The following is a 25,288-nucleotide window of genomic DNA, read 5'->3' on the forward strand; positions in this document are numbered from 1 at the left end:
GCTTCGCGTATTGTGAGGCAGCGGCTATACTGTACCCAAGAACGCGGTGTCGACATCCATGAGCGTCATTTCACAGCCAAGCACATCTCCAGTTCCGTTGACTGAGCGTAAACGCCTTTCGCTCGACTGGCTCGGCGTCATGCCGTTTATGATATTCGCCATCATGTTCCTGGTCTTGCCGACAATCTACCTTGTCGCGGGTGCCTTTCAGGATGCGCAGGGCAATCTGACCCTCGCCAACATGATCAATCTTTTCCAGCCCTCAATCCGCGACGCGTACTGGATATCCATCAAGATCTCCCTGGCCTCGGCGCTTTTGGGCGCGGCAATCGGCTTCGCCATTGCTGCTGCCGTTACGTTGGGTGGGCTGCCCAATTGGATCCGCTCGCCGCTGATGACCTTTTCCGGTGTCGCATCGAATTTCGCGGGCGTTCCGTTGGCCTATGCCTTCCTGTTCACACTTGGACGCACCGGCCTCGTTACCTATCTGCTGACGAATATTTTCGGCTTCAATCTTTACGCTCACGGCTTCAATCTGCTGAGCTTCTGGGGCCTGACCCTCACCTATCTGTACTTCCAGATTCCCCTGATGGTCCTCATCATCACTCCGGCGCTGGACGGCCTCAAGCGGGAGTGGAAGGAAGCAGCACTCATCCTTGGCGCGACAGGCCCGCAATATTGGCGCATGGTCGCCTTCCCGATCCTGTGGCCTGCTCTGCTTGGCACCATTCTCTTGCTGTTTGCCAATTCCTTCGGCGCGATTGCAACTGCCTACGCTCTTACCGGGTCGTCCCTCAGCATCGTCCCGATCGTTCTCTATGCCCAGATCCGGGGAGACGTGCTGCAGGATCCGCAGCTTGGCTATGCGCTCGCCTTCGGCATGATCGTGATCACCGGGGTGTCGAACGGCATTTACATCTGGATGCGCGCCCGCAGTGAACGGTGGCTCAAATGAAGACAAATCGCATCTGGTCCTGGATCGCTCTCGCCTTCGGCATTGTCTATTTCGTACTGCCGCTGCTGGGTCTCCTCGAATTTTCTTTGCGCATGCGGCGCGGTGTCTATTCCCTTGATGCCTATTGGGTCGTGCTCAGCGATCCCGGATTTCAGGCGACATTTGCCTATTCCGTCGTGTTGGCAATTGCCACCATCATTGTCGGTGTCCTTCTGGTCGTTCCTACTGCCTATTGGGTGCGGTTGAGGCTGCCTGCCTGGCGGCCCTTCATCGAATTCATCACCCTGCTGCCGCTGGTCATCCCAGCAATCGTCATCGTGTTTGGCTATATCCGGCTCTACAACACCTCGTCGATCCTGCCGCTGACTGGATCAGCGATGGGAACGAACATTCTGCTCTGCCTCGGCTATACGACGCTGGCGTTGCCCTATATGTACCGCGCCGTCGATACAGGTCTTGGCGCCATCGACATCCGTACAATGACCGAAGCCGCTGAAAGCCTCGGGGCGAGCCGCATTACCATCATGTCGCGCATCATTCTGCCCAATGTGCTCGTTGCGGTTCTGTCCGGCGCTTTTCTGACCTTCGCCATTGTCATCGGCGAGTTCACCATGGCGGCGCTGCTTAACCGGCCGGCATTTGGCCCATTCCTGCAGCTGATGGGTGCGAACCGGGCCTATGAGCCTGCAGCGCTCTCCGTGATCGCATTCGCCATCACCTGGGTCTGCATGGGCCTGATCCAGGTCATCACCCGCCTCAACAAATCACTCGCCGCGACCAAGCGATAGACTTGGAAACTGAGAGCCCTTTTCGACCATATTGACCTATTCTGACGGAGGCATGTTGTGACAAGATCAAGCAAAGACACGAAGACCCGCACATTGCGTGCGGGCGAGTGGTTTTGCGCCGATATTGGCGCAACATGCCCCGTCCCTTCGGGTTTCCGGCTGACGGACACCCGCTTTGTCAGGCGACTTCGTCCGATGTCCCGCATCGGCCTCGCCACCTTCCGCGCGGATTGTCTCGTCAGACGAGAAACAGAATACGGCCAATATGGCCGGAAAGGGCTCTAAATGTCATTTCTCAGCATCAGCCATTTGAAAAAGAGCTTCGGGGCAACAACCGTCGTTCATGATTTCAATCTGGACATCGAGAAGGGTGAGTTCATCTCCTTTCTCGGGCCGAGCGGCTGCGGCAAGACAACTGTCTTGCGCATGGTCGCCGGCTTCGAAACACCGAGTTCCGGCCAGATCAGCATTGGCGGCAAGGACGTTGTCAATCTCAAGCCGAACCAGCGCAATATCGGCATGGTGTTCCAGGCCTATGCACTGTTCCCCAATATGACGGTTGCGCAAAATGTTGCCTTCGGGCTCAAGGTCGCCAAGAAACCACAGGCCGAAATCGATGCAACCGTTCATGAGATGCTGTCGCTGATCAAGCTCGACCATCTCGCCGAACGCTTCCCTTACCAGTTGTCGGGCGGTCAGCAGCAGCGCGTGGCGCTTGCCCGCGCGCTTGCCACCAAGCCACAGGTCCTCCTTTTGGACGAACCGCTTTCGGCGCTCGATGCAAAGATCCGTGTTTCGCTGCGCGAGGAAATCCGCGCGATCCAGCGCAAGCTCGGTATCACGACGATTTTCGTCACCCACGACCAGGAAGAAGCTCTCTCGATCTCCGATCGCATTGTCGTCATGTATGAAGGCCGCGCCGAACAGGTCGGTGCACCGTTCGAGATTTACAATCAACCGGCCTCGCGGTTTGTGGCGTCCTTCGTCGGCACGCTCAATACGCTCGATGCGACGGTCCGCGATGCTGGAGCCGGTGTGATCACCGTCGACGGCAAGGACGTTACGATCGGGCCGCGGCTCAACGGTCACAAGGCTGGAGACAAGATCGCCCTCGCCGTGCGCCCCGAAGCCGTCAGCCTCGGCGAAGCCACTGACAAGCGCGAGACCACCCTCGACGGCAAGATCAACAGCGTGCATTTCCTTGGCTCAGTCATCCGTATCCGCGCATCGCTGGGTGAAAACACCGTGTCCTTCGACACGTTCAACAATCCGAGCGCCCCGCCGCCGGAACCTGGCGAAGACGTCAAGGTCAGCCTCTGCGCAAAGGACCTGCTGGTCCTGGGGCATTGATAATCGTTGCAAGCCGATCGTGAGTAATACACTTCCTCACGCTTTGATCTTTGCAACGAACTTGACGTTTGGCAGGTCTTTGAAATGGGCATCGCAGGTCAATACTTCGGCCTGATACTCCATTGCTGTCGCATAGACGATGGCGTCCGCTGTGGCCAACCTGTGATTTACAGATATCTCCGCCGCGGCAAGGGCAATTGGAGTTTCGAGCGATGCCACAACGCATGTCTGTGTGAAAGCGATCACCTGATCTGCCTTGTCTGCCCCGACTTCGCGCGTAAGCCATTTCGCCAGTTCAAGCTGTACGATCGTCGGCACGAGCCAATTCTCACGCGGGGGAACCATGCCTTCGATGATCTTGCCGGTCGGCGACGCAATCAGCCACTCGATCCAGGCGGACGTATCGACAAGCAGCATCAGAAGCGATCTTTGCGATCACGATAGTGCGCTGCCTTGGCGCCCTTGGCGATGCCTGCCAGTTCGGCAGGCATCGGCACAGGGACGAGCAGGACGCCCGTCCCCTTTGGAATGAAGGCAAACTCCTGGCCTGCCTTCCACTGGTGAGCGGTGCGCACGGCTTTAGGGATTGATATCTGGAATTTTTCCGAAAGCCGCGCTGTGTCTGACATTAATCTTACCTATCTTTGATCGATCGAAGATTGGTAAGAAATTATCATACATTTGTCGCGCGCGGAAGTGACTACCCCGCGATCGCCTCATCCAGCAGCTTGAGTGCCGCCTTCTTTGTCAGCTTCACCGGATTACCGCCAGCTGTTGGGTCGACGATGGCCATGTCGGCAATCAGTTCCTTCTGCTTCTTGGTCATGTCGAGGTCTTTGATCAGACCCGGCAGCGTGTGCGGCACTTTCAGCTCCTTGCGCAGCTTGATTACTGCTTTGGCGAAACCATTGAACCCGCCCTTGATGCCGATATAGCTGGCAAGACGCGCAATGCGCTCGTCGACCGCCTCGCGATTGAAGGCCAATACATAGGGCATGAACACTGCATTGGTCATGCCGTGATGCGTGTCATACAGCGCCCCAATCGGATGCGACAGCGAGTGGATCGCGCCGAGACCCTTCTGAAACGCAGCAGCACCCATAGTGGCCGCGCTCATCATATGCGCCCGCGCCGTCAAATCCTTGCCGTTGGCATAGGCTTTCGGCAGGTTCTCGAACACAAGCCGGATACCTTCGACGGCAATGCCGTCCGCCATCGGGTGGTAGCCCGGCGCGCAGTAGGCTTCGAGGCAATGCGCCAGAGCATCCATGCCGGTCCCGGCGGTGATGAACGCCGGCATGCCAACTGACAGCTCGGGGTCGGCGATGACCACAGCCGGCAAGAGCTTAGGGTGGAAGATCACCTTCTTCGTATGGGTTTCCTCATTGGTGATGACCCCGGCGCGGCCGACTTCGGAACCCGTTCCGGCCGTCGTCGGCACGGCGATGATCGGCGCGATGGCATTGCTGTTGGCACGCTTCCACCAGTCGCCAACATCCTCGAAATCCCAGACCGGCCGCGTCTGGCCAGCTTGGAAGGCGATCAGCTTGCCGAGGTCGAGCGCCGAACCGCCGCCAAAAGCGATGACGCCATCGTGCTTGCCCTTTTTGAAGACGGCAATGCCGGCGGTCAGGTTGGAGTCCACCGGATTGGGCTTCACGTCCGAGAAAACGCCATAGGGCACCTTGGCGTCGTCGAGTATTTTCAGTGTGCTCGCCACCACAGGCAGCTTGGCGAGACCGGGGTCCGTGACGAACAGCGGCTTCTTGATGCCCGTTGCTTCCAGAACCTCCGGCAGTTCCTTGATGCGTCCTGCGCCAAAGCGGACGGTGGTCGGATAGTTCCATTTGGAAATGAGTTTGCTCATGTCGGGTCGTCTCTCAGATTGCTTCGCGTAGATGATAAGATTTCGGACGGGTCAAATTGCCATAGCCGATCGCGGACATGGCAGCGCCCTTACCCGTCTCCTTGACACCGGTCCAGACCAGCGCCGGGTCAATGTAATCGCAGCGGTTCATGAAGACCGTGCCGGTCTCGATCCGGTCGCCAATCGCCGCGGCATGATCGGTATCGGTTGTCCACAGCGAGGCTGTCAGCCCGTACTGGCTGTCATTCATCAGCGCCAGGGCCTCCTCGTCATTACGCACCTTCATGATGCCAACGATGGGACCAAAGCTTTCCTCGCGCATGACACTCATCTGGTGGTCGACACCGGTCAGCACTTCCGGGGCAAGATAGGGCGAACCGGCCTTGTCATTGGTAACGCTCATATTGACATGTGCCTTGGCACCCTTGCGCAGGGCTTCGGCCTTCTGCTCGCGCACGAGATCGGCAAAACGCGTCTGGGCCATCGGCCCCATCGTCGTTGCCGCCTCGAGCGGATTGCCAACGACGTATTGCTTCGTCAGATCGATGAACCCATCGACAAACCGGTCATAGACGTTCTCGTGCACATAGATGCGCTCGATGCCGCAGCAGCATTGGCCGGAATTGAAGAACGCGCCGTCGACGAGATTGGCAACAGCATGGTCGAGGTTAACGTCGGGCAGCACGTAGGCCGGATCCTTGCCTCCAAGCTCGAGGCCCAGCGTCATGAAGGTCCCCGCCGCTGCTTTCTCGATGGCGCGGCCGCCGCCGACGGAACCCGTGAAGTTCACATGGTCGATACGGCCGGAACCCAGTAGCTTTTCCGTTTGCGCGTGGCTGAGGACGATGTTCTGGAATACGCCTTTCGGTAGGCCAGCTTTCTCGAAGGCTTGTGCAAAGCGCTCGCCGACGAGCAACGTTTGCGCCGCGTGCTTCAAGATCACGCTGTTACCGGCCATCAGCGCGGGAATGATTGTGTTGACGGCGGTGAGATAGGGGTAGTTCCAAGGCGCGATGACCATGACGACACCAAGCGGTGCGTGTTTGATATAGCGGCGGAACCCCGGCTTGTCGTTTTCGACGACGGGAGCCAGCGCCGTTTCGGCGATCTTGACCATGTAACGCGTGCGTTCTTCCACGCCGCCTTTTTCGCCGCCATAGCGTACCGGACGGCCCATCTGCCAGGCGATCTCCGGTACGATCTCGTCATTCATGGCTAGCAATGCGTCAAGCGCCGCCAGGCATAAACGGCCCCGTTCTGCGATACTGGTCTGGGCCCAGTCCGCCTGCGCCTGCCTGGCAGACTCAACTGCGGCGTCGATCGCCTTTTCGGTCGCTATGGGGCGTTCCGCATAAACGGAGCCGTCGATCGGGGTAATCAGTTTGACCGTCTCGGTCATGGCAAAACCTCTGCGTTCTTGATCTTTTGGTTCTTCAATACCGTTCGAAGCCGCGATGCAACTCCCAGTCGGTCACCCGGCGGTCATATTCGAACTGCTCCCATTTGGCGGTGTGGACATAGTGCTCAACCACGTCTTCACCGAGCGCCTCTTTCAGCATCTTGGAGCGTGCCAGTGTCTCGGTCGCTTCGCGCAGCGTCTTGGGGATTTCCTTGAGGCGCGTACCGCCATAGGCATCGCCCTGGAACGGCGGGCCAAGATCCAGCTTCTCATCGATACCAGCAAGGCCCGATGCAATCAGGCCGGCAAAGGCGAGATAGGGGTTGAGATCGGCGCCGCCGATGCGGCATTCGATACGGATACCTTTCGTGCCCTCGCCGCAGAGACGGAAACCGGCGGTGCGGTTATCAAGACTCCAGACACTCTTCGTCGGCGCAAAAGTACCTGCCTGGAAGCGCTTGTAGGAATTGATGTAGGGCGCGAGAAAATAGGTGAAGTCGTCGGCATATTTCAGTTGCCCGGCCACCCACTGCCGCATCAATGGCGACATCGTATGTTCCGCCTTCTTGTCATAGAACAGCGGTGTCTTGCCGTCAGCGCTCCACAGGGAGTTGTGCACGTGGCTGGAGCTTCCGGCCAGCGAATAATCGTACTTCGCCATGAAGGTGATCGCCTTGCCCATCTGGGTAGCGATTTCCTTGCAGCCGTTTTTCATGACGACATGGCGGTCCGCCATTTCCAGCGCTTCCGCATAGCGGACATTGATCTCTTCCTGACCCGGTCCCCATTCGCCCTTGGAATTCTCGACGGGAATACCGGCATCGAAGAGCCCGTTGCGGATGGCGCGCATCACCGCGTCTTCCTTGGTGGTCATCTGGATCACATAATCCTGGATGTAGGGCGATGCCGTATTCATGCCCTTCCAGTGCTTGGCACGGGCGGTCTCGTAGGTCTCGTCAAAGAGATAGAATTCGAGCTCCGAGGCAAAGTAAGCGAGGTAACCGCGTTCCTTCAGCCGGGCCAGTTGGCGCTTAAGGATGCTGCGCGGCGAATGCGCCAGATCTTCATGATGGTGATGGTCGAGAATATCGCACAGCACAAGCGCGCACTTCTCCAGCCAAGGAATATGGCGGATCGTCGAAAGGTCCGGCTTTATGATGAAATCGCCGTAGCCCTGTTTCCAGCTAGCAGCCTTGTAGCCCGGCACAGGCTCCATATCGATATCGTTGGCGAGCAGGTAATTGCAGCCATGGGTCTCGTCGTGGGCGGATTCAACGAAATAAGTGGCGTGGAACCGCTTGCCGATCAGCCGGCCCTGCATGTCCACGAAGCAGGCAAGAACCGTATCAATCTCGCCATTGTTCACGCGGCGCTTCAATTCGTCGAAATTCCAGTGTCCGGGCATAATCTTTCCTTTGAAAGGTCAATCTGGGTCAAAATAAAAGGGGCGACCGGCGCCAGACCGATCGCCCCTTTTGTTGAAATCAGGCTCGTTCGCCGACTGCCTTTTCGGCTGCCGCGATTTCTGCAGCGCGCCTGGCAACTTCGTCACCAATGGGCGGTCCGCGGAAGCGGCGCTGCTCGAAGCCGTACCAGACACCCGCCGTGACGATCAGGAAGCCGACAGTGATATAGAGGGCCCATTCATTTGGCGGCTGAATGCCAATAATGAAGATCAAGGCCATGGCGAGCGCGGAGAGTACCGCAAAGAGCTTGAATTTGGCCTCTCCCAGATCCCATGGTCCCATCTTGTTCCACTTCGGCGTGCCCCAGGCGAAGAAGCCCAGCGCGATCGGAATGGCGAATGAGAAGAACAGGAAGATGACCGTGCAGGACACGACGATCGTATAGACAGGTGTTTCACCGATCGACACAAGCGACGAGCCCCAGACGAACAGGACCGAGAGGATCGAGCCTGTCCAGATCGCCGCAACCGGGGTGCGGTGCTGCGGGCTGACTTTCGACAAGGCGCTCGAGCCGGGAAGTCCCTTGTCACGGGCAAAGGCGAAGATCATGCGCGAAACGGAAGTGACGGTGGCAAGTCCGCACAGGAACTGGCAGATGAAGATCAGGAAATAGAGAATATCCTTCACGAGCGGATTGACCTGTTCGCCCATCGCCCAGAAGAAGACGTTCCAGCCCTGGGCTGCAGCCGCATTCATGTCGGGGATCATCAGCACGAACGAACAGAGCATGATGTAGCCGAAGACTGCAGACCACAGCACCGACGATACCATGCCACGCGGTACCGAGTGAGCCGCCTTAACGGTCTCTTCCGATGTATGGGCGGACGCGTCATAGCCTGTGATCGTGTAGATCGGCAGCAACAGGCCAAGCAGGAAGACCCAAGCGCCCGAGGTCGCCGGCCAGACATTGCCACCTGCCTCACCGGAATAGTTGGAGAAGGTAAAGAGGCGGCCGATGTCATAGCTGTCCGCAACCGCAAGGCACACGACCGCAAGGGCAATTGCCGTGACAAAAATCAGGTATCCCGAAAAGTCGGTTAGCTTGGCGGTCAAGCCAATGCCCATATGGTTGATGAGCGCCTGCAATCCCGTCAGGATGGCAAGGAATACGATCCGCACCGTAGTCGAATCTTCTATCCCGAGATAACCGCCGAAGGCGCCTATGAAGAAATAATACGTGCCGACGTTGATGGCGCCCAAAACGGTAATGAGACCAAGCAGATTGAACCAGGCGGTCAGCCAGCCAGTACCGCGATTGCCAAGGATCGATCCCCAGTGATAAAGCCCGCCAGCGGTTGGATAGGCGGAGCTGATCTGCGCCATGGCGATGGCGAAAACCGCGGAGACAAGGCAGCCGAGCGGCCAGCCAATGCCGATCGCTGCACCACCGGCGCCCGAAGTAGCCTGCGCCAGGGAATTGATACCGCCGGACAGGATGCAGATGATCGAGAATGAAATTGCGAAGTTCGAAAAACGGCTCATGCGCCGTTCCAGTTCCTGGGCATAGCCCATGCCGTGGAGGACCTTTACGTCCTCCAGCTTGTCAGTGTCCGTATAATCATGGTGTGTCATCACGTTCCCCTATTATTCTTTAAAGAGTTGCAACGTCAGATACCGCCCTGTTGGGAGCTATGCCCCCTACTTCCCGTTTACCGTTTCCTTCTTTGATATCCCCGCCATTCCCGAAGGGGGGTTTTGTATGATGTCGCGCAGAAGGCTTGAGAGTGTTTCAGCCCATACCTGTTCTTGTGGTGGAGTGGTGATCAGATCGTTCCGTATCTCGATCATCACTGCCGGTAGTCCAAAGGCCGAAGCGTGCCGCTCCAGCGTGTAGTAGACACGGTCTGCCGGTGAATAAGGTTCGTTGATGCCGACATTGAACTGCTTCAATGCCTGCAGCCCGGCGATCAATGGCGCGGCAACCCTGTCATCGTCGTCATGAATGATACCGATATGCCAGGGACGGGTCACCCCGCGATAGACGGGCGTATAGGAATGCACCGCCACGTAGATCGGATCAGGCATGCCATTGCTTGCACGCTCATCTGCCAGTTTCTCGATGGCGGCGTGATATGGCTTGTGCGACAGCGCGACCCGGTGCGATCTGGCGGCCTCGTCCAGATCCACATTGCCGGGAATCGTCGTCGCTTCGCTCAAGGAGGGCATGAGGTCCGGCGCATCGAGCGGGCGGTTGCAATCGATGATGAGGCGCGACACGCAGGATTCGACCAGCGGCGCGTCCAGCTGTTGGCTCATCACCTGACTGACGCCCAACGCGCCGGGGTCCCAGGCGATATGCTTCTGCAAATCACCCGGATCAAGGCCAAGCGTGCCGAAGTCATCAGGTATGTGGTTGGAGGCATGGTCGCAAAGGATGACAAACTGCGAGCGCCCGTCGGGGTTCGATACCCGGACTGGATTCCAGTCATGCGCCACTGTCCTCGACAATCCCATCTTGCCCTCTTCGGCAACTGTATCTTACGTTACATTTTTTGTTTTTATTTCCACTCTCGTATGATTTGATACATAACAAGCAAGATTGTCAAATCCGAAAATTGCATTTAGCCGGATTCGGGTCATGGCAAAAATGGGGAAGAAGCGATGACGACCAGCATTTCCGAGCTGATAGCGGAGAAAATCGACGCGATGCCCGCATCGGAACGCAAAGCTGCGCAGACGCTGATCGCCAATTATCCGTTGATCGGCTTGCGCACGGTCGCCGAATTTTCGACTCAGGCCGGCGTAAGTTCGCCAACGATTCTCCGTTTTGTTTCCCGTCTCGGCTTCCAGAGTTACCCCGACTTCCAGGGAGCGCTACAGGAGGAACTGGCCGCTCAGGTGCAGTCGCCCTGGAACCGCGCGAGCACGATCCAGACGGCGAAGGACGGCCCGGTATTCCCTCTCATGGAAGCCGCAATTGAGAATATTCGTGAGACCTTCCAGCATCTTTCGGCACAACAACTGGATGATGTGACCGATGCAATCAGCCGCAACCGCGCCCGCATCTATCTTCTGGGAGGCCGCTTCACCGATCCGATTGCCCGATATATGGCCGCGCATCTCAAGATCACCCGACCGGGCGTGACCCATCTTACTGGCCAGGAAAGCCATTGGCGCGACCATCTGATCGACATGGGAAAGAAGGATGTCCTCGTCATCTTCGATATCCGCCGCTACCAGCAGAGCCTGATCCGCTTCGCCGAAAAGGCACAGGCACGCGGGGTAGAGATTGTCCTGATAACCGATCAATGGCTTTCGCCCATCGCCCGCTTTGCCCGTCATGTCATCGCCGGCCGTACGGCCGTACCCTCGCCCTGGGATTCGTCTGCGACGCTCTTCCTTGTGGCCGAGACCTTGATCGCAGAAGTCACGCGCAAACTGGAAAAGAGCAGCGCCGATCGCATCCGCGACATGGAAAAGCTGCGTGATAATTAGATTGTGAATGCAACTGATCATTGCCGTTGATATACAAATGCTCACCCGGACCGAAGACGGCCCTCCGGGCCAAGCATCGAAATAAGCAAGGACCAAAATCATGCAGCAAGCTGATATCGGATTGATCGGCCTTGGCGTCATGGGCGCCAATTTGGCACTCAATATCGCCGACAACGGTTATCGCGTCGCAGTTTTCAACCGGACCGTGGTCAAGACCAGCGAGTTCTACGAAGAAGCAGGCCGCCTGAAGGACCAGATCATTCCTTGCGAGACCCTCGAAGAGCTGGCGAAGAGCATCCGTGCGCCGCGCCCGATCATCCTGATGGTCAAAGCCGGAGAAGCCGTCGACGAACAGATCGTAGCTCTGACGCCATATCTCGCGAAAGATGACATCATCATCGATGCCGGCAACGCCAACTTCCATGACACTGTACGGCGCCTCGCCGAACTCGGCCCCAACGATCCGACATTTGTCGGTATGGGCGTTTCCGGTGGTGAGGAAGGTGCACGCCACGGCCCATCCATCATGGTCGGTGGCACGCCCGAATCCTACGCCCGCATCGAACCGGTATTGACCGCGATCTCCGCGAAGTATGAGGGCGAATCTTGCTCTGCCCTGCTCGGTCCTGATGGCGCCGGCCATTTCGTCAAGACTATCCACAACGGCATCGAGTATGCCGACATGCAGATGATCGCCGAGGTCTATGGCGTGTTGCGCGACGGCCTCGGCCTCGCACCGGAGGCGATCGGCAGCATCTTCGAAAAGTGGAATGCCGGCCCGCTGAATTCCTACCTCATCGAGATCACTGCCAAGGTCTTGGCTGCAACCGACAAGAAGACTGGAAAACCCGCAGTCGACGTCATCCTCGATAGCGCCGGCCAAAAGGGAACCGGGCGCTGGGCTGCCATCGAGGCGCAGATGCTCGGCATCCCGGCAACCGGCATTGAAGCAGCAGTGGCCGCGCGATCGATCTCGTCGCTGGTCAAGGAGCGGAGCGAAGCGTCAAAAGCCTATGGCGATCTCGGCACCGCCAAGCTGGCGGATGGCGGTCAAGCGTTCATCGACGCACTGGAAGACGGCTTGCTGGCCGGCAAGATTGCCGCCTATGCGCAAGGTTTCGATGTGATGGCAGGCGCCTCGAAGGAACATGGCTGGAATATTCCGCTCGCAACCACTGCGCGCATCTGGCGCGCCGGCTGCATCATCCGCTCGCAGTTTCTTGATCAGATCGCCGCAGCTTTCGAAGGCAGCGAAGGCAAGAACCTCCTCCTCGCGCCGGCGTTCATCGAGCGGATGAAGACCGGCTCGGCTTCCCTGCGCAAGGTCGTTGCCCAAGCGGCCCTTGTCGGCCTGCCAACCCCTGCCCTTTCGGCCGCACTCAATTATTTCGACGGTTATCGCCAGGCGCGCGGCACAGCGAGTCTTATTCAGGCCCAGCGTGATTTCTTCGGCGCGCACGGGTTCAAACGCCTCGATGAGGAAGGCGATTTCCACGGCCCTTGGTCGGATGTAGGTTGAATGCGTCAATAATTCGTCTATCGTCTGCCGCGATTGTCCATGGAGCGGCGACAATGCATCAAGCGAGTGGCGGGTTTAACAATGCCGCCTCCCGCCGCATATGTCGGGCATGCAAAACGAAGCCAATGAGAGTGTTGGCGCTTGGGCGGTGCCGCACTGGAGAGGTTAGACATGTCAATCGATAGTTATCAGCATCGCATCTATAAGGCCGAGCGGCCGGGAAGCCCGCTCCTGTTCGTTTTTCACGGCACGGGTGGCGACGAAAATCAGTTCTTCGATTTCGGCCGGCGCTTGCTGCCGCAAGCCGGCATTGTTTCGCCCCGCGGCGATGTATCCGAGCATGGCGCCTCGCGTTTCTTTCGCCGCACTGGCGAAGGTGTCTATGACATGGATGATCTCGCCAGACGCACCAGTGCGATGGCGGATTTTATTCGTGCCCATAAGGCCATTGCGAAGCCATCGAGTGTGATCGGTCTCGGCTACTCCAATGGCGCCAATATTCTTGCATCCGTGATGCTGGAGCAGCCGGGCCTGTTTGACGAAGCGATCCTCATGCACCCGCTGGTTCCGTGGACCCCGGCGCCACAAATAGGCCTTGCGGGGAAGCGCGTCCTGATCACGGCCGGCAGGCTCGACACCATCTGCCCGCCGGCGATGACACAGTCCTTGGCCGATTATCTGATCGCACAGGGGGTTGAGACCGACCTTGTCTGGCACTCCGGCGGTCACGAGATCCAGCAAGGCGAAGTGGTGGCGATCGAACGTTTTGTTCGTGAGAGCGTCTAACAATAAAAAACCGGCCAAACGGCCGGTTCTTTATTCCTTACATGGAAAATCGCAGCGACACCGGCAGGATTTTCATCGCCCGCGATGACTTCCGTCCTCTCGGGCTCAGCAAGCCATGGCAACCTTCAAGATGCCCTTGCTTCAGTTCCAGCGCCAGGAACCGCCGGCGCTCGACAGGACCAGGCATCGCAAGCTCGCTCGTCTTATCGCCGCTGAATCCGAAACGCTCGTAATATTCGGGATCACCAACCAGGACGATGGTGCCGTGTCCAAGGCGCGCAGCCTCGGCGATCGCATGCCGCATCAGCGCGACACCGATGCCCTGCCCCTTGAGTGCGGGTTCCACGGCCAAAGGTCCGAGCAAAAGCGCCCGCACCGGCTTGCCCGCTGCATCATGACCGGCCTGGATATCCCAAAGCCGGACCGTGCCGAGCAACGTGCCATCATGGCCGCGCGCGACAAAGGCAAGCCCAGCTGAAGGCAGCCGCCCGCGCCTCAGCTTTTCAGAAGATTTGCGCCGCCGTCCCTCGCCCATGGCGCGGTCGAGCAAAGCTTCGCGCGCCCGTTCGTCCTGCGCGGTCTCATTGAGGATCATAAAGCCCTGCGATCCCTCCGGATGCAGGTTCTGTTGGATGTAGTCTGCTGCGCTCATTGTCTTAACCAATCAATCATAAGGGTGCGTCATCGCTGTCCGGCGAGCGCCGGACAGCTGTCCACAACCGGGCAAAGCCCGGTTAGATGACGTATGATCGGAGTGGTTCAAACCCGTTGAAAGCAACCGCCGAGTAGGTCGTGGTGTAGGCGCCCGTTCCCTCGATCAGCACCTCGTCGCCGATGGTCAGCGACAGGGGAAGCGGATAGGGGTTCTTTTCGTACATCACGTCGGCGCTATCGCAGGTCGGGCCGGCGAGAACGCAAGGCTCAGCGCGGTCACCGTCGCGCGGTGTGGTGATCTGGTAGCGGATCGCCTCGTCCATCGTCTCGGCAAGACCGCCGAACTTGCCGATGTCGAGATAGACCCAGCGTACATTGTCGTTATCGGCCTTCTTCGACACGAGCACGACTTCTGCCTTGATGACACCGGCATTGCCGACCATGCCGCGGCCGGGCTCAATGATGGTCTCGGGCAGACGGTTGCCGAAATGCTTGCTCAAAGCCTGGAAGATCGCCTGGCCATAGGCCTGGGCGGTCGGCACGTCCTTGAGGTAACGGGTCGGGAAACCACCGCCCATATTGACCATCTTCAACGTGATGCCTTCCAGGGCGAGCGTATCGAACACCTGCTTGGCGTCACCAAGCGCACGGTCCCAGGCAGCGAGATCCGTCTGCTGCGAACCGACATGGAACGAAACACCATAGGACTCGAGGCCAAGCTTCTGCGCAGCGCGCAGTACGTCGACGGCCATTGCCGGCACGCAGCCGAACTTGCGCGACAGCGGCCATTCGGCACCGGCGCCATCGGTCAAAACGCGGCAGAAGACCCGCGAGCCGGGAGCTGCGCGTGCAACCTTCTCGACTTCCTCGACGCAATCGACAGCGAACAGGCGGATGCCGAGCTCGAAGGCGCGGGCGATGTCGCGCTCCTTCTTGATCGTGTTGCCGAAGGAGATGCGGTCAGCCGTTGCGCCGGCATCGAGCGCCATTTCGACTTCTGCAACGGAGGCAGTGTCGAAGCTCGAGCCAAGCGAGGCGAGCAGGCGCAGGATTTCGGGCGCAGGATTGGCCTTCACTGCGTAGAAGATTTTCGATTCCGGCAACGCCATCTCGAAATTATGAAAATTTTCCCGGACCACCTCGAGATCAAGCACCATGCAGGGACCGTTCGGGCGTCGGGTATTGATGAAGTCGAGGATGCGCTGTGTAGCCATCTTGGGTCTCCAATCCGTGGCGGCACTTCCGGCCGCCTTGAAAGCAAGTCGCGGTTTTCAGGGGACACGCCCGATGGACCGCAGGGACAAAGTGCAAGAGTCGGTCCAGCGCGAGGCCAGCCTTTGGAGGTGCTGGAACCACGGGAAAGATTCATGCGGCGATGGACCCACGCTAAAGTCAGCGTAAATCCGCTTTGTCTGCCTTGGCTTGGATGAACCCATCCGCACTACCGGCAATGAAGGTGTGCCTCTTCAGTAATCCCGGCTTATGGACAGCCGGAAGACACCAGAAAGGCCCGCACCGTCGTTGCTTCAGATGTCCTCAGCTTAACAGTTGGCCGTTAAACTGACTGGAGGGGTTAGTTCCAGGTACCATACCGTTTCCTCACCATAATGAAGATCGGCGGACACCCATGGGCACGTGCGACTTTGGGCAAAGGCCATATAAGTGGAAAGATGTGTCCAATCAATGAAAATGTGGGGCAGCGCGAAATTTTTTATTCATTGAACAAGCCGAGGCAAATGACCTAGAATCATTGAACGATGAGCACAATTCCGCCCCTGAATGCCCTGCTGGATCTGCCGCTGCCCGTTGTCGCTTCAGGCATTGGGCCGCTGACCGGCGAAACCTTGGCCGTCAAAGACATTTTCGACGTGGCCGGAATGATCACCGGGTGCGGGAACCCGCAAAAAGAAAGCGAATCACTCTCCGCGGTAAAGACCGCTCCCGCAGTGCAGAAACTGTTCGACGCCGGTGCCCGATTTGTCGGCAAGACCCAGACCGACGAACTCGCCTTTTCCATGATGGGCCAGAACGCACATTATCCGCATCCCGTTAATCCGAGGGCGCCGGACCGCGTTCCTGGCGGTTCATCCTCAGGTTCGGTTTCGGCCGTCGCGGGCGGCCTCGCCACAATCGCTGTTGGTACCGACACGGGTGGATCGATCCGCGCGCCGGCAAGCTTCTGCGGTCTTGTCGGCCTTCGCACGACCCACGGGCGCATTTCGCTCGAAGGCACAATGCCGCTCGCGCACTCGCTCGACACGTTCGGCTGGTTCGCCCGGGATATCGCTCTCTACGAAAAGGTCGGCTCCGTTCTCCTCGGGCCGGATGACGAGGAGTTCAAACTCGGTCGCCCGCTCTTCATTCCCTTGCTCGAACATTTGCTGCTCGGCGAAGCGGAAGATGCCGCCTACAGGAAGATGTACTCGACCGTCTGCGCCCATCTCGGCCAGGCTCGGTCGGCCCGCCAGCCCACGGCGTCAATGGATGACCTTTACCTTTGCCTGCGGCAGATCCAGGGTTTCGAAGCCTGGGCGGCCCATGGTGCGTGGATTTCGCAGAAGGAGCGAAATCTTGGTCCAGCTGTCAAAGAGCGGTTTGAATATGGCTCGACGATCGACTTCGAAACCTATCAGGCGCAAACGAAGCGCCGTGACCTTTTCCGTAGCGAGTTGTCCGACCTGCTCAAAGACGACGGGGTAATGGTCATGCCGACAGTCCCCGGGGCAGCGCCGCTTGTCACCACATCATTTGATGAATCTCAGGCCTATCGCGAACGCTGTGTGCGGTTGTTCTGCCTCTCCGGATTGTCGGGCTTTCCGCAGATCACCCTGCCGCTCGGCGAGGTTCACGGCGCGCCGTTCGGCATTTCCCTGCTCGGCCCGAAGGGCAGTGACCTCGCATTGATCCGGCTTGGACGGGCCATTTTGAATACTTCGGAAGGGCAGGCCTGACATGGATACGCTCACACGCATGCGCGCCTTCATCGACGTGGTCGAGGCTGAAGGTTTTTCAGCGGCGGCGCGCAAGATCGGGCGGTCGAAGGCACTCCTCTCCAAATATGTGCGTGAGCTGGAAGACGAGCTCGGCGCACTCCTTCTTAATCGGACGACCCGGCAATTCTCGCTGACTGAAGCGGGGCACACCTATTATCAGCGCGCCAGCGAGATTCTGCGCGAGGTCGAAAGCCTGCAGGAGGCGGTGCGCGAATCGAGCAGTGACATCAAGGGCCGTATCAAGATCTCCGCGCCCCGCACGTTCGCCGACGCCGATATAGGCCAGTGCCTCGTCGATTTCTGCGCCGAGCAGCCCGACATTGTGCTCGATGTGCGGCTCGACGACCGCTTTGTGGACCTTGTCGAAGAAGGCTTCGATCTCGCCATTCGCATTACCCGCATGCAGGACTCGTCCCTCATTGCCAAGCGCATCGCGCCCTTTCACGTCATCGTGTGCGGCTCGCCGCAACTGGTCGAGCGCGTGGGGCGGCCCACACGGCCCGAACAACTCGCGGGCTTGCCTTGTATCATCGATACCAACAATCGGACACGCAACGCCTGGCAATTCCGCAACGACGACGGGGCGCCGCTATCGGTACAGGTCTCCGGGCCCATCGAAATCAACAGCCCGCTTTCGGGGCGGCGGGCAGCGCTTGCCGGACTTGGGTTTGCATTGATCCCGGACTTCATCGCCCGGACGGACATCGAGAGCGGCAGGCTCGTCAGTGTTCTCGAAGCATTTGTGCCGCGCGATGCCGGCATCTATGCGGTCTATCCGCATCGCCGTTACCTTCCGGCAAAGGTGCGGGTCCTCGTTGATTATCTCGCCAAGTGGTTTAGGGTCAGGACCCATTAATATGGTCGACAATGGCGCCTGAAACGGCCAAAAGATGCAAGGAGGGGTACGAAGGACGGGGTCTTTCCCCGGTCGAGCAGCTCGACACTGCAGCTTGCAGCGGTTTCGGCGCAATCGAAGGGCGTGAAAATGTTATATCGTCCCAATTTCGCCAAGTTCGGGATGTCCTGTGCAGCAACTCACAAAGGGTCATCCATGCTCCAGAGATTCGCGGTTTTCGGCGGCGCGCTTGCGGCGGGACTGTTCCTCGCCACACCCGCCTATGTGCACCCGCACGTCTTTGCCGAAGCACGGCTCGATCTTACGATCAAGCCCGACGGGACAGTCGAAAAGCTCGGCCACGTCTGGCGTTTTGATGATCTTTTCTCGAGCACCGTGCTGGTCGAGTTCGACAAGAACGCCGACATGAAGCTCGATGAGAAGGAACTGGCTGACCTTGCCAGTACCATCAAGGATTCGATCGCAGAGTACGACTATTTCCAAGCCGTTACGCTCGACGGCAAGAATATTGCCATGGCGATCCCTGGGAATCTGCTGGCCGACTTCCAGAACAATCAGCTGCTGATCATCTTCGAAAGCACGCCAAAACAACCGCTCAAGCTCGGCAAGAAGACCAGTTTCGGTGTGTACGACCCGACTTTCTATACGGCCATCGATTACGTGAATGACACGGACATTCACGTCAAAGGTCTGCCCGGCGGCTGCACGCAGAAAGTGGTTCGCCCGAATCCGGACGAAGCCATTGCCGCCAATCAGGGCACACTGACCGAGGCCTTCTTCAACGATCCGACTGGCACCAACATGTCGAAAATATTCGCGACGCGGCTCGAAATCGAATGCGCCCCTTAGAGCAAGCCCAGGAAAAGTTCGAAGCGGTTTCGCGTCCGGAATTGCGCAAAAACAACGGACTGGTGCATTTCCGTGATTCGAAGAAGACGGCAATGCTCCAGGGCGACAAAGGGATAGAATGATGCGGAAACGGACCCTGTTTGGCGCTTTGGTACTCGTAACACTTTTCAGTGGCCATGCACTGGCGCAGTCATCGCTGGGCATCGGCGCAAACGAAGTGGCGATGCAGCCCACGGGCCCATTCGCTGAACTCATTCTCTGGATCAATGTCCAGCAGCGCAATTTCTACCTCGCCATGACCCACGCCCTCAAGGCCATGCGTGAGGATCCGTGGCAAGCCTCGATCCTTGTCGGACTGTCATTTCTCTACGGCATTCTACACGCGGTGGGTCCCGGTCACGGCAAGGCAGTGATTTCCTCCTACATGCTGGCCAATGAGACAACTCTGAGGCGCGGTGTCCTGCTCTCCTTTGCATCGTCGATGCTGCAGGCGCTCTCCGCGATCTTTGTCATTGGCCTTACCTTCCTGGTTCTGCGCGGAACGACAGTCTCGATGGATGACGCCGCACATTACATGGAAATGGCGAGCTTCGTCCTGATCATCGCCTTTGGACTGTCGCTGCTGTGGCGCAAGGTACCGTTGCTGTTCCGCCCTCAGGTCGCGCATCTCGTTTCCGAAAAGCATGGCTCGCCCCTGACGGATCATGGCCACGATCACCATCACGACCATTCGCACACGCGTGCCCATAGCCATCATGCGCACGACCACGACCATCACCATCACGCCGAGGGCGAAGTCTGCGCCACGTGTGGCCACGCGCATGCGCCGGACCCGGCTATGCTTGGCGGTGACTTCAACTGGAAGACCGCTTGGGCCGCAATCATCGCGGTGGGCCTGCGTCCATGCTCTGGCGCGCTTATCGTCCTGACGTTCTCGCTTCTGAACGGCTTGATCCTCGGGGGCGTGCTCTCGGTATTTGCCATGGCGCTTGGTACGTTCATCACCGTTGCAATATTGGCAACGCTGGCTGTCACTGCCAAGAACGCGGCGTTGAAAATCTCGGGCGCTAGTGCGCTTTCGGGCCGGGTTCAGAACATCATTGAAATCAGCGGCGCGCTGTTTATCGTCCTTTTTGGTGTACTGCTCCTGACCGCCTCGATGCGTTTTTAAGAACGCTCATCCTCATGCTGTTTTCTGGCGCGCAGCCAGAACACCAGGAAGAACCCAACAACAAAGACGATTGCGAAGATGCCCGCTGCAAGCGTTGAGCGTTCGCCCAGCGCGAGCATCAGGGTGGGCATCCAGTAGGCGACGAGGCCAAAGCCGAACATGATACAGGCGGCTGCAATGGCCGCATTACGGGTTTTCGGATCAGTCACGCTTCATTGGCCCTTGTTCGATGCATCTCAGCGCGTTGTAGCCGCGTGGGGGTTTTATGCAAGTGCACCACATTTATCTCCCCCTTGTGGAGGAGAAAGGATTTTCTAAGGATCTAGCCTTAGCTAAATCCTTAGAAAATCCATGAGAGGGGATAGGGTTGTGAGTTCTAAATCCCCTTGCGATTTCTAGCACTTAGCAAGAGCTAAGATGCTGAAATCGCTTTCTCTCCCTCAAGGGGAGAGATAACCCGCGCCGCCACAAACTCACCCTACCCGAAACTCTTCCAGCCGCTTGATCTGCTTGCCCTCGGCATCGAAATTATCCGGCGAGAGCCAGGCCTGATAGGCTGCTTTCAGCTGCGGCCATTCGCTGTCAATGACCGAATACCAGGCGGTATCGCGGTTCTTGCCCTTCTGCACCATATGCTGGCGGAAAATGCCCTCGAACGTGAAGCCGAAACGCTCGGCCGCGCGCTTTGAAGGCTCGTTGGCATTGTTGCATTTCCACTCGTAGCGCCGGTAGCCGAGGCCATCGAAGGCATATTGCATGAACAGGAACTGCGCTTCCGTCGCCGCCGGCTTGCGCGAAATCAGCGGCCCCCAATAAATATTGCCGATCTCGATCACACCGAATACCGGGTCAATGCGCATCAGGGTCTGGCGTCCGGCCACCTTGCCGCTCGCCTTGTCGATGACAGCGAAAAACAGCGGATCCCTGCTCGCTTCGACTTTTTCCAGCCATGCCGCAAAGGCTTCACGATCTTGCGCTGGATTTTCGAAGAGGAAGCGGAAACGGTCGTCGGCGTCAGCAACCGACGAAGCCTCGTAAAGCTCATCGCCATGCCTTGCCGCGTCGAGCGGCTCCAGGCGGACGTAGCGGCCGTCGAGCGGCTCGCGGGCAGGAGAAGGGCGCGGCGTCCAGTCTGCAAGATCGGTCATGATATTTACCTGCCTGAATATAAGAGTATTTGACTCCATACGATGGCGCACGCACAAAGCAGAAGTTGAAAATTGTATGTGAGACAAGAAAATGCTGCGGACTATTTCCGGGTTCGATCGTATCGGCGAAGAGAATGCCTTTGCCGTCCTCGCCCGCGCCACTGCCCTCGCCGCGCAAGGCAAGGACATCATCAACCTTGGCATCGGCCAGCCGGATTTCAAAACGCCCGCGCACATCGTCGAAGCGGCGATCAAGGCGCTGAAGGACGGTTATCACGGCTATACGCCGGCAACCGGCCTGCTTGCTGCCCGTGAGGCGGTCGTCCGCCGCACGCTGGCCACCACGGGTGTCGAAGTCTCACCCGAAAACGTCATGGTGGTCCCCGGCGGCAAGGTGACCATGTTCGCCGCCATCCTCATTTTCGGCGAGCCAGGTGCTGAAATTCTCTATCCGGACCCGGGTTTCCCGATCTACCGCTCGATGATCGAGTTCACGGGGGCAAAGCCCATCCCTGTTCCCATCCGCGAGGAAAACGGCTTCGCCTTCTCCGCCGAGGAAACTCTGGCGTTGATCACGCCGAAGACCCGGCTTCTGATCCTCAATTCGCCGGCCAATCCGACCGGCGGCGTCACGCCGAAAGCGGAAATCGAGAAGCTCGTGAAGGGTCTCGAGGCTCACCCGCATGTGGCTATCATGTCCGACGAGATCTACGACGTCATGACCTATGATGGCGAGGAACATTGCTCGCTCCTCTCGTTCCCGGAAATCCGCGACCGGCTGATCATCCTCAATGGCTGGTCAAAGACCTGGGCGATGACCGGCTGGCGCATGGGCTGGTCGATCTGGCCAAATTCGCAAGAGAGTGGTCAGCTCTACGACAAGGTGCGCAAGCTTGCGGTGAACTGCTGGTCCTGTGTCAACGCTCCGAGCCAGTTCGCGGGCATCGCCGCCATCGACGGGCCACAGGACGATGTGATCAAGATGTGCAAGGCTTTCGACAACCGCCGCAAGATTGTCGTCGACGGTCTCAATAGCCTGCCCGGCATCAGTTGCGCCACGCCGAAAGGCGCGTTCTATGCCTTCCCCAATGTCAAGGAGACTGGCTGGCCCGCCAAGCAGCTGGCTTCGGCGCTGCTCGACGAAGCAGGTGTCGCGCTGATCGGCGGCCCGGATTTCGGCATTCTTGGCGAAGGCTATATCCGTCTGTCCTATGCCAATTCGGAAGAGAACATCCTGCGCGCCATCGAGCGGATCGAGAAGTTTCTGGCGAAGTAGCACTGCCTGACCCTCCCCTTGTGGGGAGGGTAAAGGAGCCAGTATCTGCTAAGCCGGCGTATTCGTCTTCACATTGGCCACAGTGGCTTCGATATGATCGATCAGGCTGTCCGGCAGCTTCAAACGTCCGGCCAGGAGATCGAGATAGCCGCGCTCGGCGCGGGTCTTAGGCTCGATGGTCAGGCGAGAAGCAGTGTAGAGCTCGACCTTCTGCGCGTCGGTAACGGCAGCCGCCACCAGCGCATCGATATCCACCGGCGCGTTCAGTTCATTGGTCAGGAATTCCTGCGTATCGCTGTTGAGGCCGGAGAGCGACAGTTTCTCGGCAATGCGCGCCCGCTCGGCATCGTCGATGTGTCCGTCGGCACGGGCCGCGGCGATCATCGCGCGCACTAGCACCAGCGCAAATTCATGCTCACCCTGCGGCGCAGTCTTGGGATGGAAACTGGAATCGTCCGGAGGTGGCAGCAGTTCTCCGCCCGCGGTCTGCTCGGCTTCGGCCGGCGCCTTGCCGCTCTGATAGTTCTGATAGGCCTTGTAGGCCAGTCCTGCAACGGCAGCGAGACCACCGAGCTTCAATGCCCCGCCCGCCACCTCGCGGCCCGTGCCCGTACCAAGCAGGATCGCAGCCAGAGCGCCGGCAGCAAGCGGATTGTCCTTGGCCATTTGTGTTGCCTTGCCGGCCGTATCGCGAACCGAGGTTCCTGTTCCGGGAATGTTGCTTCCCAGGAAATCAGTGAGAATCTTCTTCGGATCAAGCATGCAAATCTCCCTCCGTTGCGTTCTGCGTCCGATTGGACGCACAAGAGAACGCACCAATACCTAAAATCTGCGCACTCAAAAGCCCATCTGGCTTTTGAGTCATGCGCGGCCGCATGAATTCGCCCCGCTTAGTTAGGACCGGCTTCATGGCATTGCAATGACAGGAGAGGAATTTGTGGGCTTGCAAAACCACGCACAACAAACCTGCAGATTATTCGCTGCTAGGAACCGATGTGAGCCTTCTCGCCCCGCTCTTTCGCCAGCCTCACCTGCTTCTGCCGTTCGGCAAAGCGGGCGCGGTCTTCGTCTGTCCGCTCGTGGTAGCAATTCGGGCAGGAAACACCCTCCTCGAACAGCGGTGAGAGCTTGTCATCGGGTGCAATAGGATTGCGGCAGGCGTGGCAAAGCTCGGCCTCGCCCTCGATAAGGCCATGGCCCACCGAAACCCGCTCATCGAAGACAAAACACTCGCCTTCCCAGCGGCTCTGCTCGGCCGGCACGTCCTCGAGATATTTCAGGATGCCGCCCTTCAGATGGAACACATCGTCAAAACCGAGCCCTTTGACAAAGGCGGTCGCCTTCTCGCAGCGAATGCCGCCGGTGCAGAACATGGCGATCTTCTTGCCTTCCAGTTCCTCGCGGTGGTTGTCAACCCACTGCGGAAATTCTCTGAATGTCTTCGTCTGCGGATCGATCGCCCCCTGAAACGTGCCGATCGCCGTTTCATAATCGTTGCGCGTATCGATGAGGATCGTATCCGGATCGCTGATCAGCGCATTCCAGTCCCCGGCAGGGACATAGGTACCGACACTCTTCAAGGGGTCGATATCCTCGACGCCCATGGTGACGATTTCCTTCTTCAGGCGCACCTTCATGCGCTTGAACGGCATCTCGCTGGCGTGGGAGTATTTGAGCTCCATCCCGGCAATGGCAGGTTCTGCTTCGAGAAAATCGATCAGCTTCTTCATCGCCGCTGCAGACCCTGCAACGGTGCCATTGATGCCCTCCGCAGCGAGAAGCAACGTGCCCTTGATCCCCTCGCCGCAGCACAGTTTCGCCAGCGGCTCCTGCAACGACTGGTAGTGATCCAGTCGGGCAAAGCGGTAGAGGGCGGCCACTGTAAATGGCAGGTTCGAAGTGTGTTGTGTCATGATCGCATCCAACTACTGTGCTAGGGCTGCAATTTCAAGGGTTTTGCAACCGCGACAAGCATCGCAAGATGGGCTACGCCCTGATAAATCCAGGTAGACAAACCTGGCGGCCCCCACTAAATCGATTGAAGTTCACGACAGCGGAGAGAATGACATGACCCAGAAGACCGATTTGTTACTTCCCGTCCTCAAGGGCCAGCCGGTCATTCCGGTCATTCTGATCCAGAATGTTGCCGATGCCGTTCCCCTGGCACGCGCCCTCGCCGCTGGCGGCCTTCCCGCAATCGAGATCACGCTGCGGACCGCTGCCGCGCTTGACGCCATTCGTGCCGTCGCCGACGAAGTGCCGGAAGCGATCGTGGGTGCCGGCACCGTTCTCAATGCCCGCCAGTACGAAGAGGCCAGCGCGGCCGGTTCGCGCTTTATCGTCAGCCCCGGCGCGACGCCGCAGCTCATCGAAGCCGCCCGCCACAGCAAGGTGCCACTGTTGCCCGGGGCGATTACGCCCGGCGAGATCATGGCACTGCGCGAGGAAGGCTATACGATGCTGAAGTTCTTCCCGGCCGAACAGGCAGGCGGCGCGACATTCCTGAAATCCCTCGCCTCGCCGCTTGCGGGCACATTGTTCTGCCCGACGGGTGGTGTCAGCATTGCTAACGCCAAAACCTACCTGAGCTTGCCGAACGTCGTCTGCGTCGGCGGCTCCTGGATCGCACCGGAGGAACTGGTCAAGGCCGGCAAGTGGGATGAAATCACCAAACTTGCCGCAGACGCGGTAAAGTTGGCGAGCTGACCACACGGGAATTCAATAAAATGAAAAAGGCGGCTCTGGATCAGAGCCGCTTTTTTTTGGTTCAGGCCGT

25 protein-coding genes and 1 pseudogene are annotated in these 25,288 nt (G+C 58.6%); 13 read left to right on the top strand and 13 right to left on the bottom strand.

What is annotated here, in order from left to right:
- Positions 1–58: 58 nt before the first annotated feature.
- Genes CU102_RS28990 through CU102_RS29000 form a run of 4 tightly spaced genes read left to right on the top strand, consistent with a single transcriptional unit; the run spans position 59 to position 3,093 of the window.
- Complete coding sequence (locus CU102_RS28990; protein WP_106714521.1) at positions 59–955, top strand: ABC transporter permease; 897 nt, start codon at positions 59–61, stop codon at positions 953–955.
- Entirely contained in the window at positions 952–1,743 is a 792-nt protein-coding gene (locus tag CU102_RS28995) for an ABC transporter permease (protein ID WP_106714451.1), read from the top strand. The genes CU102_RS28990 and CU102_RS28995 overlap by 4 nt, the downstream gene beginning before the upstream one ends.
- A 57-nt stretch (positions 1,744–1,800) precedes the next feature.
- Positions 1,801–2,028 (top strand): hypothetical protein, encoded by a 228-nt coding sequence (locus tag CU102_RS29585; RefSeq protein ID WP_133624637.1) that lies wholly within the window; start codon positions 1,801–1,803, stop codon positions 2,026–2,028.
- Positions 2,029–3,093, top strand: coding sequence for an ABC transporter ATP-binding protein (locus tag CU102_RS29000; RefSeq protein WP_106714452.1), 1,065 nt, complete (start codon positions 2,029–2,031; stop codon positions 3,091–3,093).
- Positions 3,094–3,129: 36 nt separating this feature from the next.
- Here the strand turns inward: CU102_RS29000 and CU102_RS29005 are convergent, their stop codons facing one another.
- The 7 genes from CU102_RS29005 to CU102_RS29035 form a co-directional block, all read right to left on the bottom strand.
- Entirely contained in the window at positions 3,130–3,510 is a 381-nt protein-coding gene (locus tag CU102_RS29005; protein WP_106714453.1) for a type II toxin-antitoxin system VapC family toxin, read from the bottom strand.
- Positions 3,510–3,722 (bottom strand): AbrB/MazE/SpoVT family DNA-binding domain-containing protein, encoded by a 213-nt coding sequence (locus tag CU102_RS29010; RefSeq protein WP_106714454.1) that lies wholly within the window; start codon positions 3,720–3,722, stop codon positions 3,510–3,512. Before CU102_RS29010 ends, CU102_RS29005 begins: the two co-directional genes overlap by 1 nt.
- A 71-nt stretch (positions 3,723–3,793) precedes the next feature.
- A complete protein-coding gene (locus CU102_RS29015) occupies positions 3,794–4,960 on the bottom strand; it encodes an iron-containing alcohol dehydrogenase (RefSeq protein ID WP_106714455.1) in 1,167 nt (388 codons plus the stop codon).
- A gap of 13 nt (positions 4,961–4,973) precedes the next feature.
- Positions 4,974–6,359 carry an aldehyde dehydrogenase family protein gene (locus CU102_RS29020; protein WP_106714456.1) on the bottom strand — a complete coding sequence of 462 codons (1,386 nt, stop codon included), beginning with the start codon at positions 6,357–6,359 and terminating at the stop codon, positions 4,974–4,976.
- Positions 6,360–6,393: 34 nt separating this feature from the next.
- Positions 6,394–7,764 (bottom strand): glutamine synthetase family protein, encoded by a 1,371-nt coding sequence (locus tag CU102_RS29025; RefSeq protein ID WP_106714457.1) that lies wholly within the window; start codon positions 7,762–7,764, stop codon positions 6,394–6,396.
- A 79-nt stretch (positions 7,765–7,843) separates the two neighbouring features.
- Positions 7,844–9,397, bottom strand: coding sequence for an amino acid permease (locus CU102_RS29030; protein ID WP_106714458.1), 1,554 nt, complete (start codon positions 9,395–9,397; stop codon positions 7,844–7,846).
- A 66-nt stretch (positions 9,398–9,463) separates the two neighbouring features.
- Entirely contained in the window at positions 9,464–10,279 is an 816-nt protein-coding gene (locus tag CU102_RS29035) for an N-formylglutamate amidohydrolase (RefSeq protein ID WP_106714459.1), read from the bottom strand.
- Between the two features lie 147 nt (positions 10,280–10,426).
- On the opposite strand from CU102_RS29035, the gene CU102_RS29040 reads away from it, so the two are divergent.
- From CU102_RS29040 to CU102_RS29050, 3 genes are all read left to right on the top strand, one after another.
- Positions 10,427–11,260, top strand: a complete 834-nt coding sequence (locus tag CU102_RS29040) for a MurR/RpiR family transcriptional regulator (RefSeq protein WP_106714460.1) — start codon at positions 10,427–10,429, stop codon at positions 11,258–11,260.
- Between the two features lie 100 nt (positions 11,261–11,360).
- Positions 11,361–12,779, top strand: coding sequence for an NADP-dependent phosphogluconate dehydrogenase (gene gndA, locus CU102_RS29045; RefSeq protein ID WP_106714461.1), 1,419 nt, complete (start codon positions 11,361–11,363; stop codon positions 12,777–12,779).
- Between the two features lie 171 nt (positions 12,780–12,950).
- Positions 12,951–13,565, top strand: a complete 615-nt coding sequence (locus CU102_RS29050) for an alpha/beta hydrolase (RefSeq protein ID WP_106714462.1) — start codon at positions 12,951–12,953, stop codon at positions 13,563–13,565.
- Between the two features lie 37 nt (positions 13,566–13,602).
- On the opposite strand, the gene CU102_RS29055 is transcribed toward CU102_RS29050, so the two are convergent.
- A complete protein-coding gene (locus CU102_RS29055; RefSeq protein ID WP_106714463.1) occupies positions 13,603–14,217 on the bottom strand; it encodes a GNAT family N-acetyltransferase in 615 nt (204 codons plus the stop codon).
- Positions 14,218–14,299: 82 nt separating this feature from the next.
- On the bottom strand, positions 14,300–15,433 hold the full coding sequence (odc2, locus tag CU102_RS29060; protein WP_106714464.1) for an ornithine/lysine decarboxylase: 1,134 nt from the start codon (positions 15,431–15,433) through the stop codon (positions 14,300–14,302).
- A 543-nt stretch (positions 15,434–15,976) separates the two neighbouring features.
- Between odc2 and CU102_RS29065 the strand changes: the two genes are divergently transcribed.
- From CU102_RS29065 to CU102_RS29080, 4 genes and pseudogenes are all read left to right on the top strand, one after another.
- Positions 15,977–17,170: an amidase gene (locus CU102_RS29065; protein ID WP_106714465.1), complete on the top strand. Its 1,194-nt coding sequence runs from the start codon at positions 15,977–15,979 to the stop codon at positions 17,168–17,170.
- 1 nt (position 17,171) lies between these two features.
- A complete protein-coding gene (locus tag CU102_RS29070; protein WP_106714466.1) occupies positions 17,172–18,068 on the top strand; it encodes a LysR family transcriptional regulator in 897 nt (298 codons plus the stop codon).
- Between the two features lie 195 nt (positions 18,069–18,263).
- Positions 18,264–18,917: a DUF1007 family protein gene (locus CU102_RS29075; protein WP_106714467.1), complete on the top strand. Its 654-nt coding sequence runs from the start codon at positions 18,264–18,266 to the stop codon at positions 18,915–18,917.
- 178 nt (positions 18,918–19,095) lie between these two features.
- Positions 19,096–20,088: pseudogene (locus CU102_RS29080) on the top strand (nickel/cobalt transporter); the annotation flags it as partial.
- Here CU102_RS29080 and CU102_RS29085 read toward each other — a convergent pair.
- Entirely contained in the window at positions 20,085–20,297 is a 213-nt protein-coding gene (locus CU102_RS29085) for a hypothetical protein (RefSeq protein WP_106714469.1), read from the bottom strand. The pseudogene CU102_RS29080 and the gene CU102_RS29085 sit on opposite strands and share 4 nt — an antisense overlap.
- Positions 20,298–20,561: 264 nt before the next feature.
- Positions 20,562–21,236, bottom strand: coding sequence for a GNAT family N-acetyltransferase (locus tag CU102_RS29090; RefSeq protein WP_208113873.1), 675 nt, complete (start codon positions 21,234–21,236; stop codon positions 20,562–20,564).
- A gap of 91 nt (positions 21,237–21,327) precedes the next feature.
- On the opposite strand from CU102_RS29090, the gene CU102_RS29095 reads away from it, so the two are divergent.
- Positions 21,328–22,512, top strand: coding sequence for a pyridoxal phosphate-dependent aminotransferase (locus tag CU102_RS29095; protein ID WP_106714470.1), 1,185 nt, complete (start codon positions 21,328–21,330; stop codon positions 22,510–22,512).
- A 48-nt stretch (positions 22,513–22,560) separates the two neighbouring features.
- Here the strand turns inward: CU102_RS29095 and CU102_RS29100 are convergent, their stop codons facing one another.
- Positions 22,561–23,274, bottom strand: coding sequence for a tellurite resistance TerB family protein (locus tag CU102_RS29100; RefSeq protein ID WP_106714471.1), 714 nt, complete (start codon positions 23,272–23,274; stop codon positions 22,561–22,563).
- A gap of 221 nt (positions 23,275–23,495) precedes the next feature.
- Positions 23,496–24,425, bottom strand: coding sequence for an oxygen-dependent tRNA uridine(34) hydroxylase TrhO (gene trhO, locus CU102_RS29105; protein ID WP_106714523.1), 930 nt, complete (start codon positions 24,423–24,425; stop codon positions 23,496–23,498).
- Between the two features lie 154 nt (positions 24,426–24,579).
- On the opposite strand from trhO, the gene CU102_RS29110 reads away from it, so the two are divergent.
- Entirely contained in the window at positions 24,580–25,218 is a 639-nt protein-coding gene (locus CU102_RS29110) for a 2-dehydro-3-deoxy-phosphogluconate aldolase (RefSeq protein ID WP_106714472.1), read from the top strand.
- Positions 25,219–25,288 lie beyond the last annotated feature (70 nt).

The sequence above is a fragment of the Phyllobacterium brassicacearum genome (assembly GCF_003010955.1).
GTDB classification, from domain to species: domain Bacteria; phylum Pseudomonadota; class Alphaproteobacteria; order Rhizobiales; family Rhizobiaceae; genus Phyllobacterium; species Phyllobacterium brassicacearum.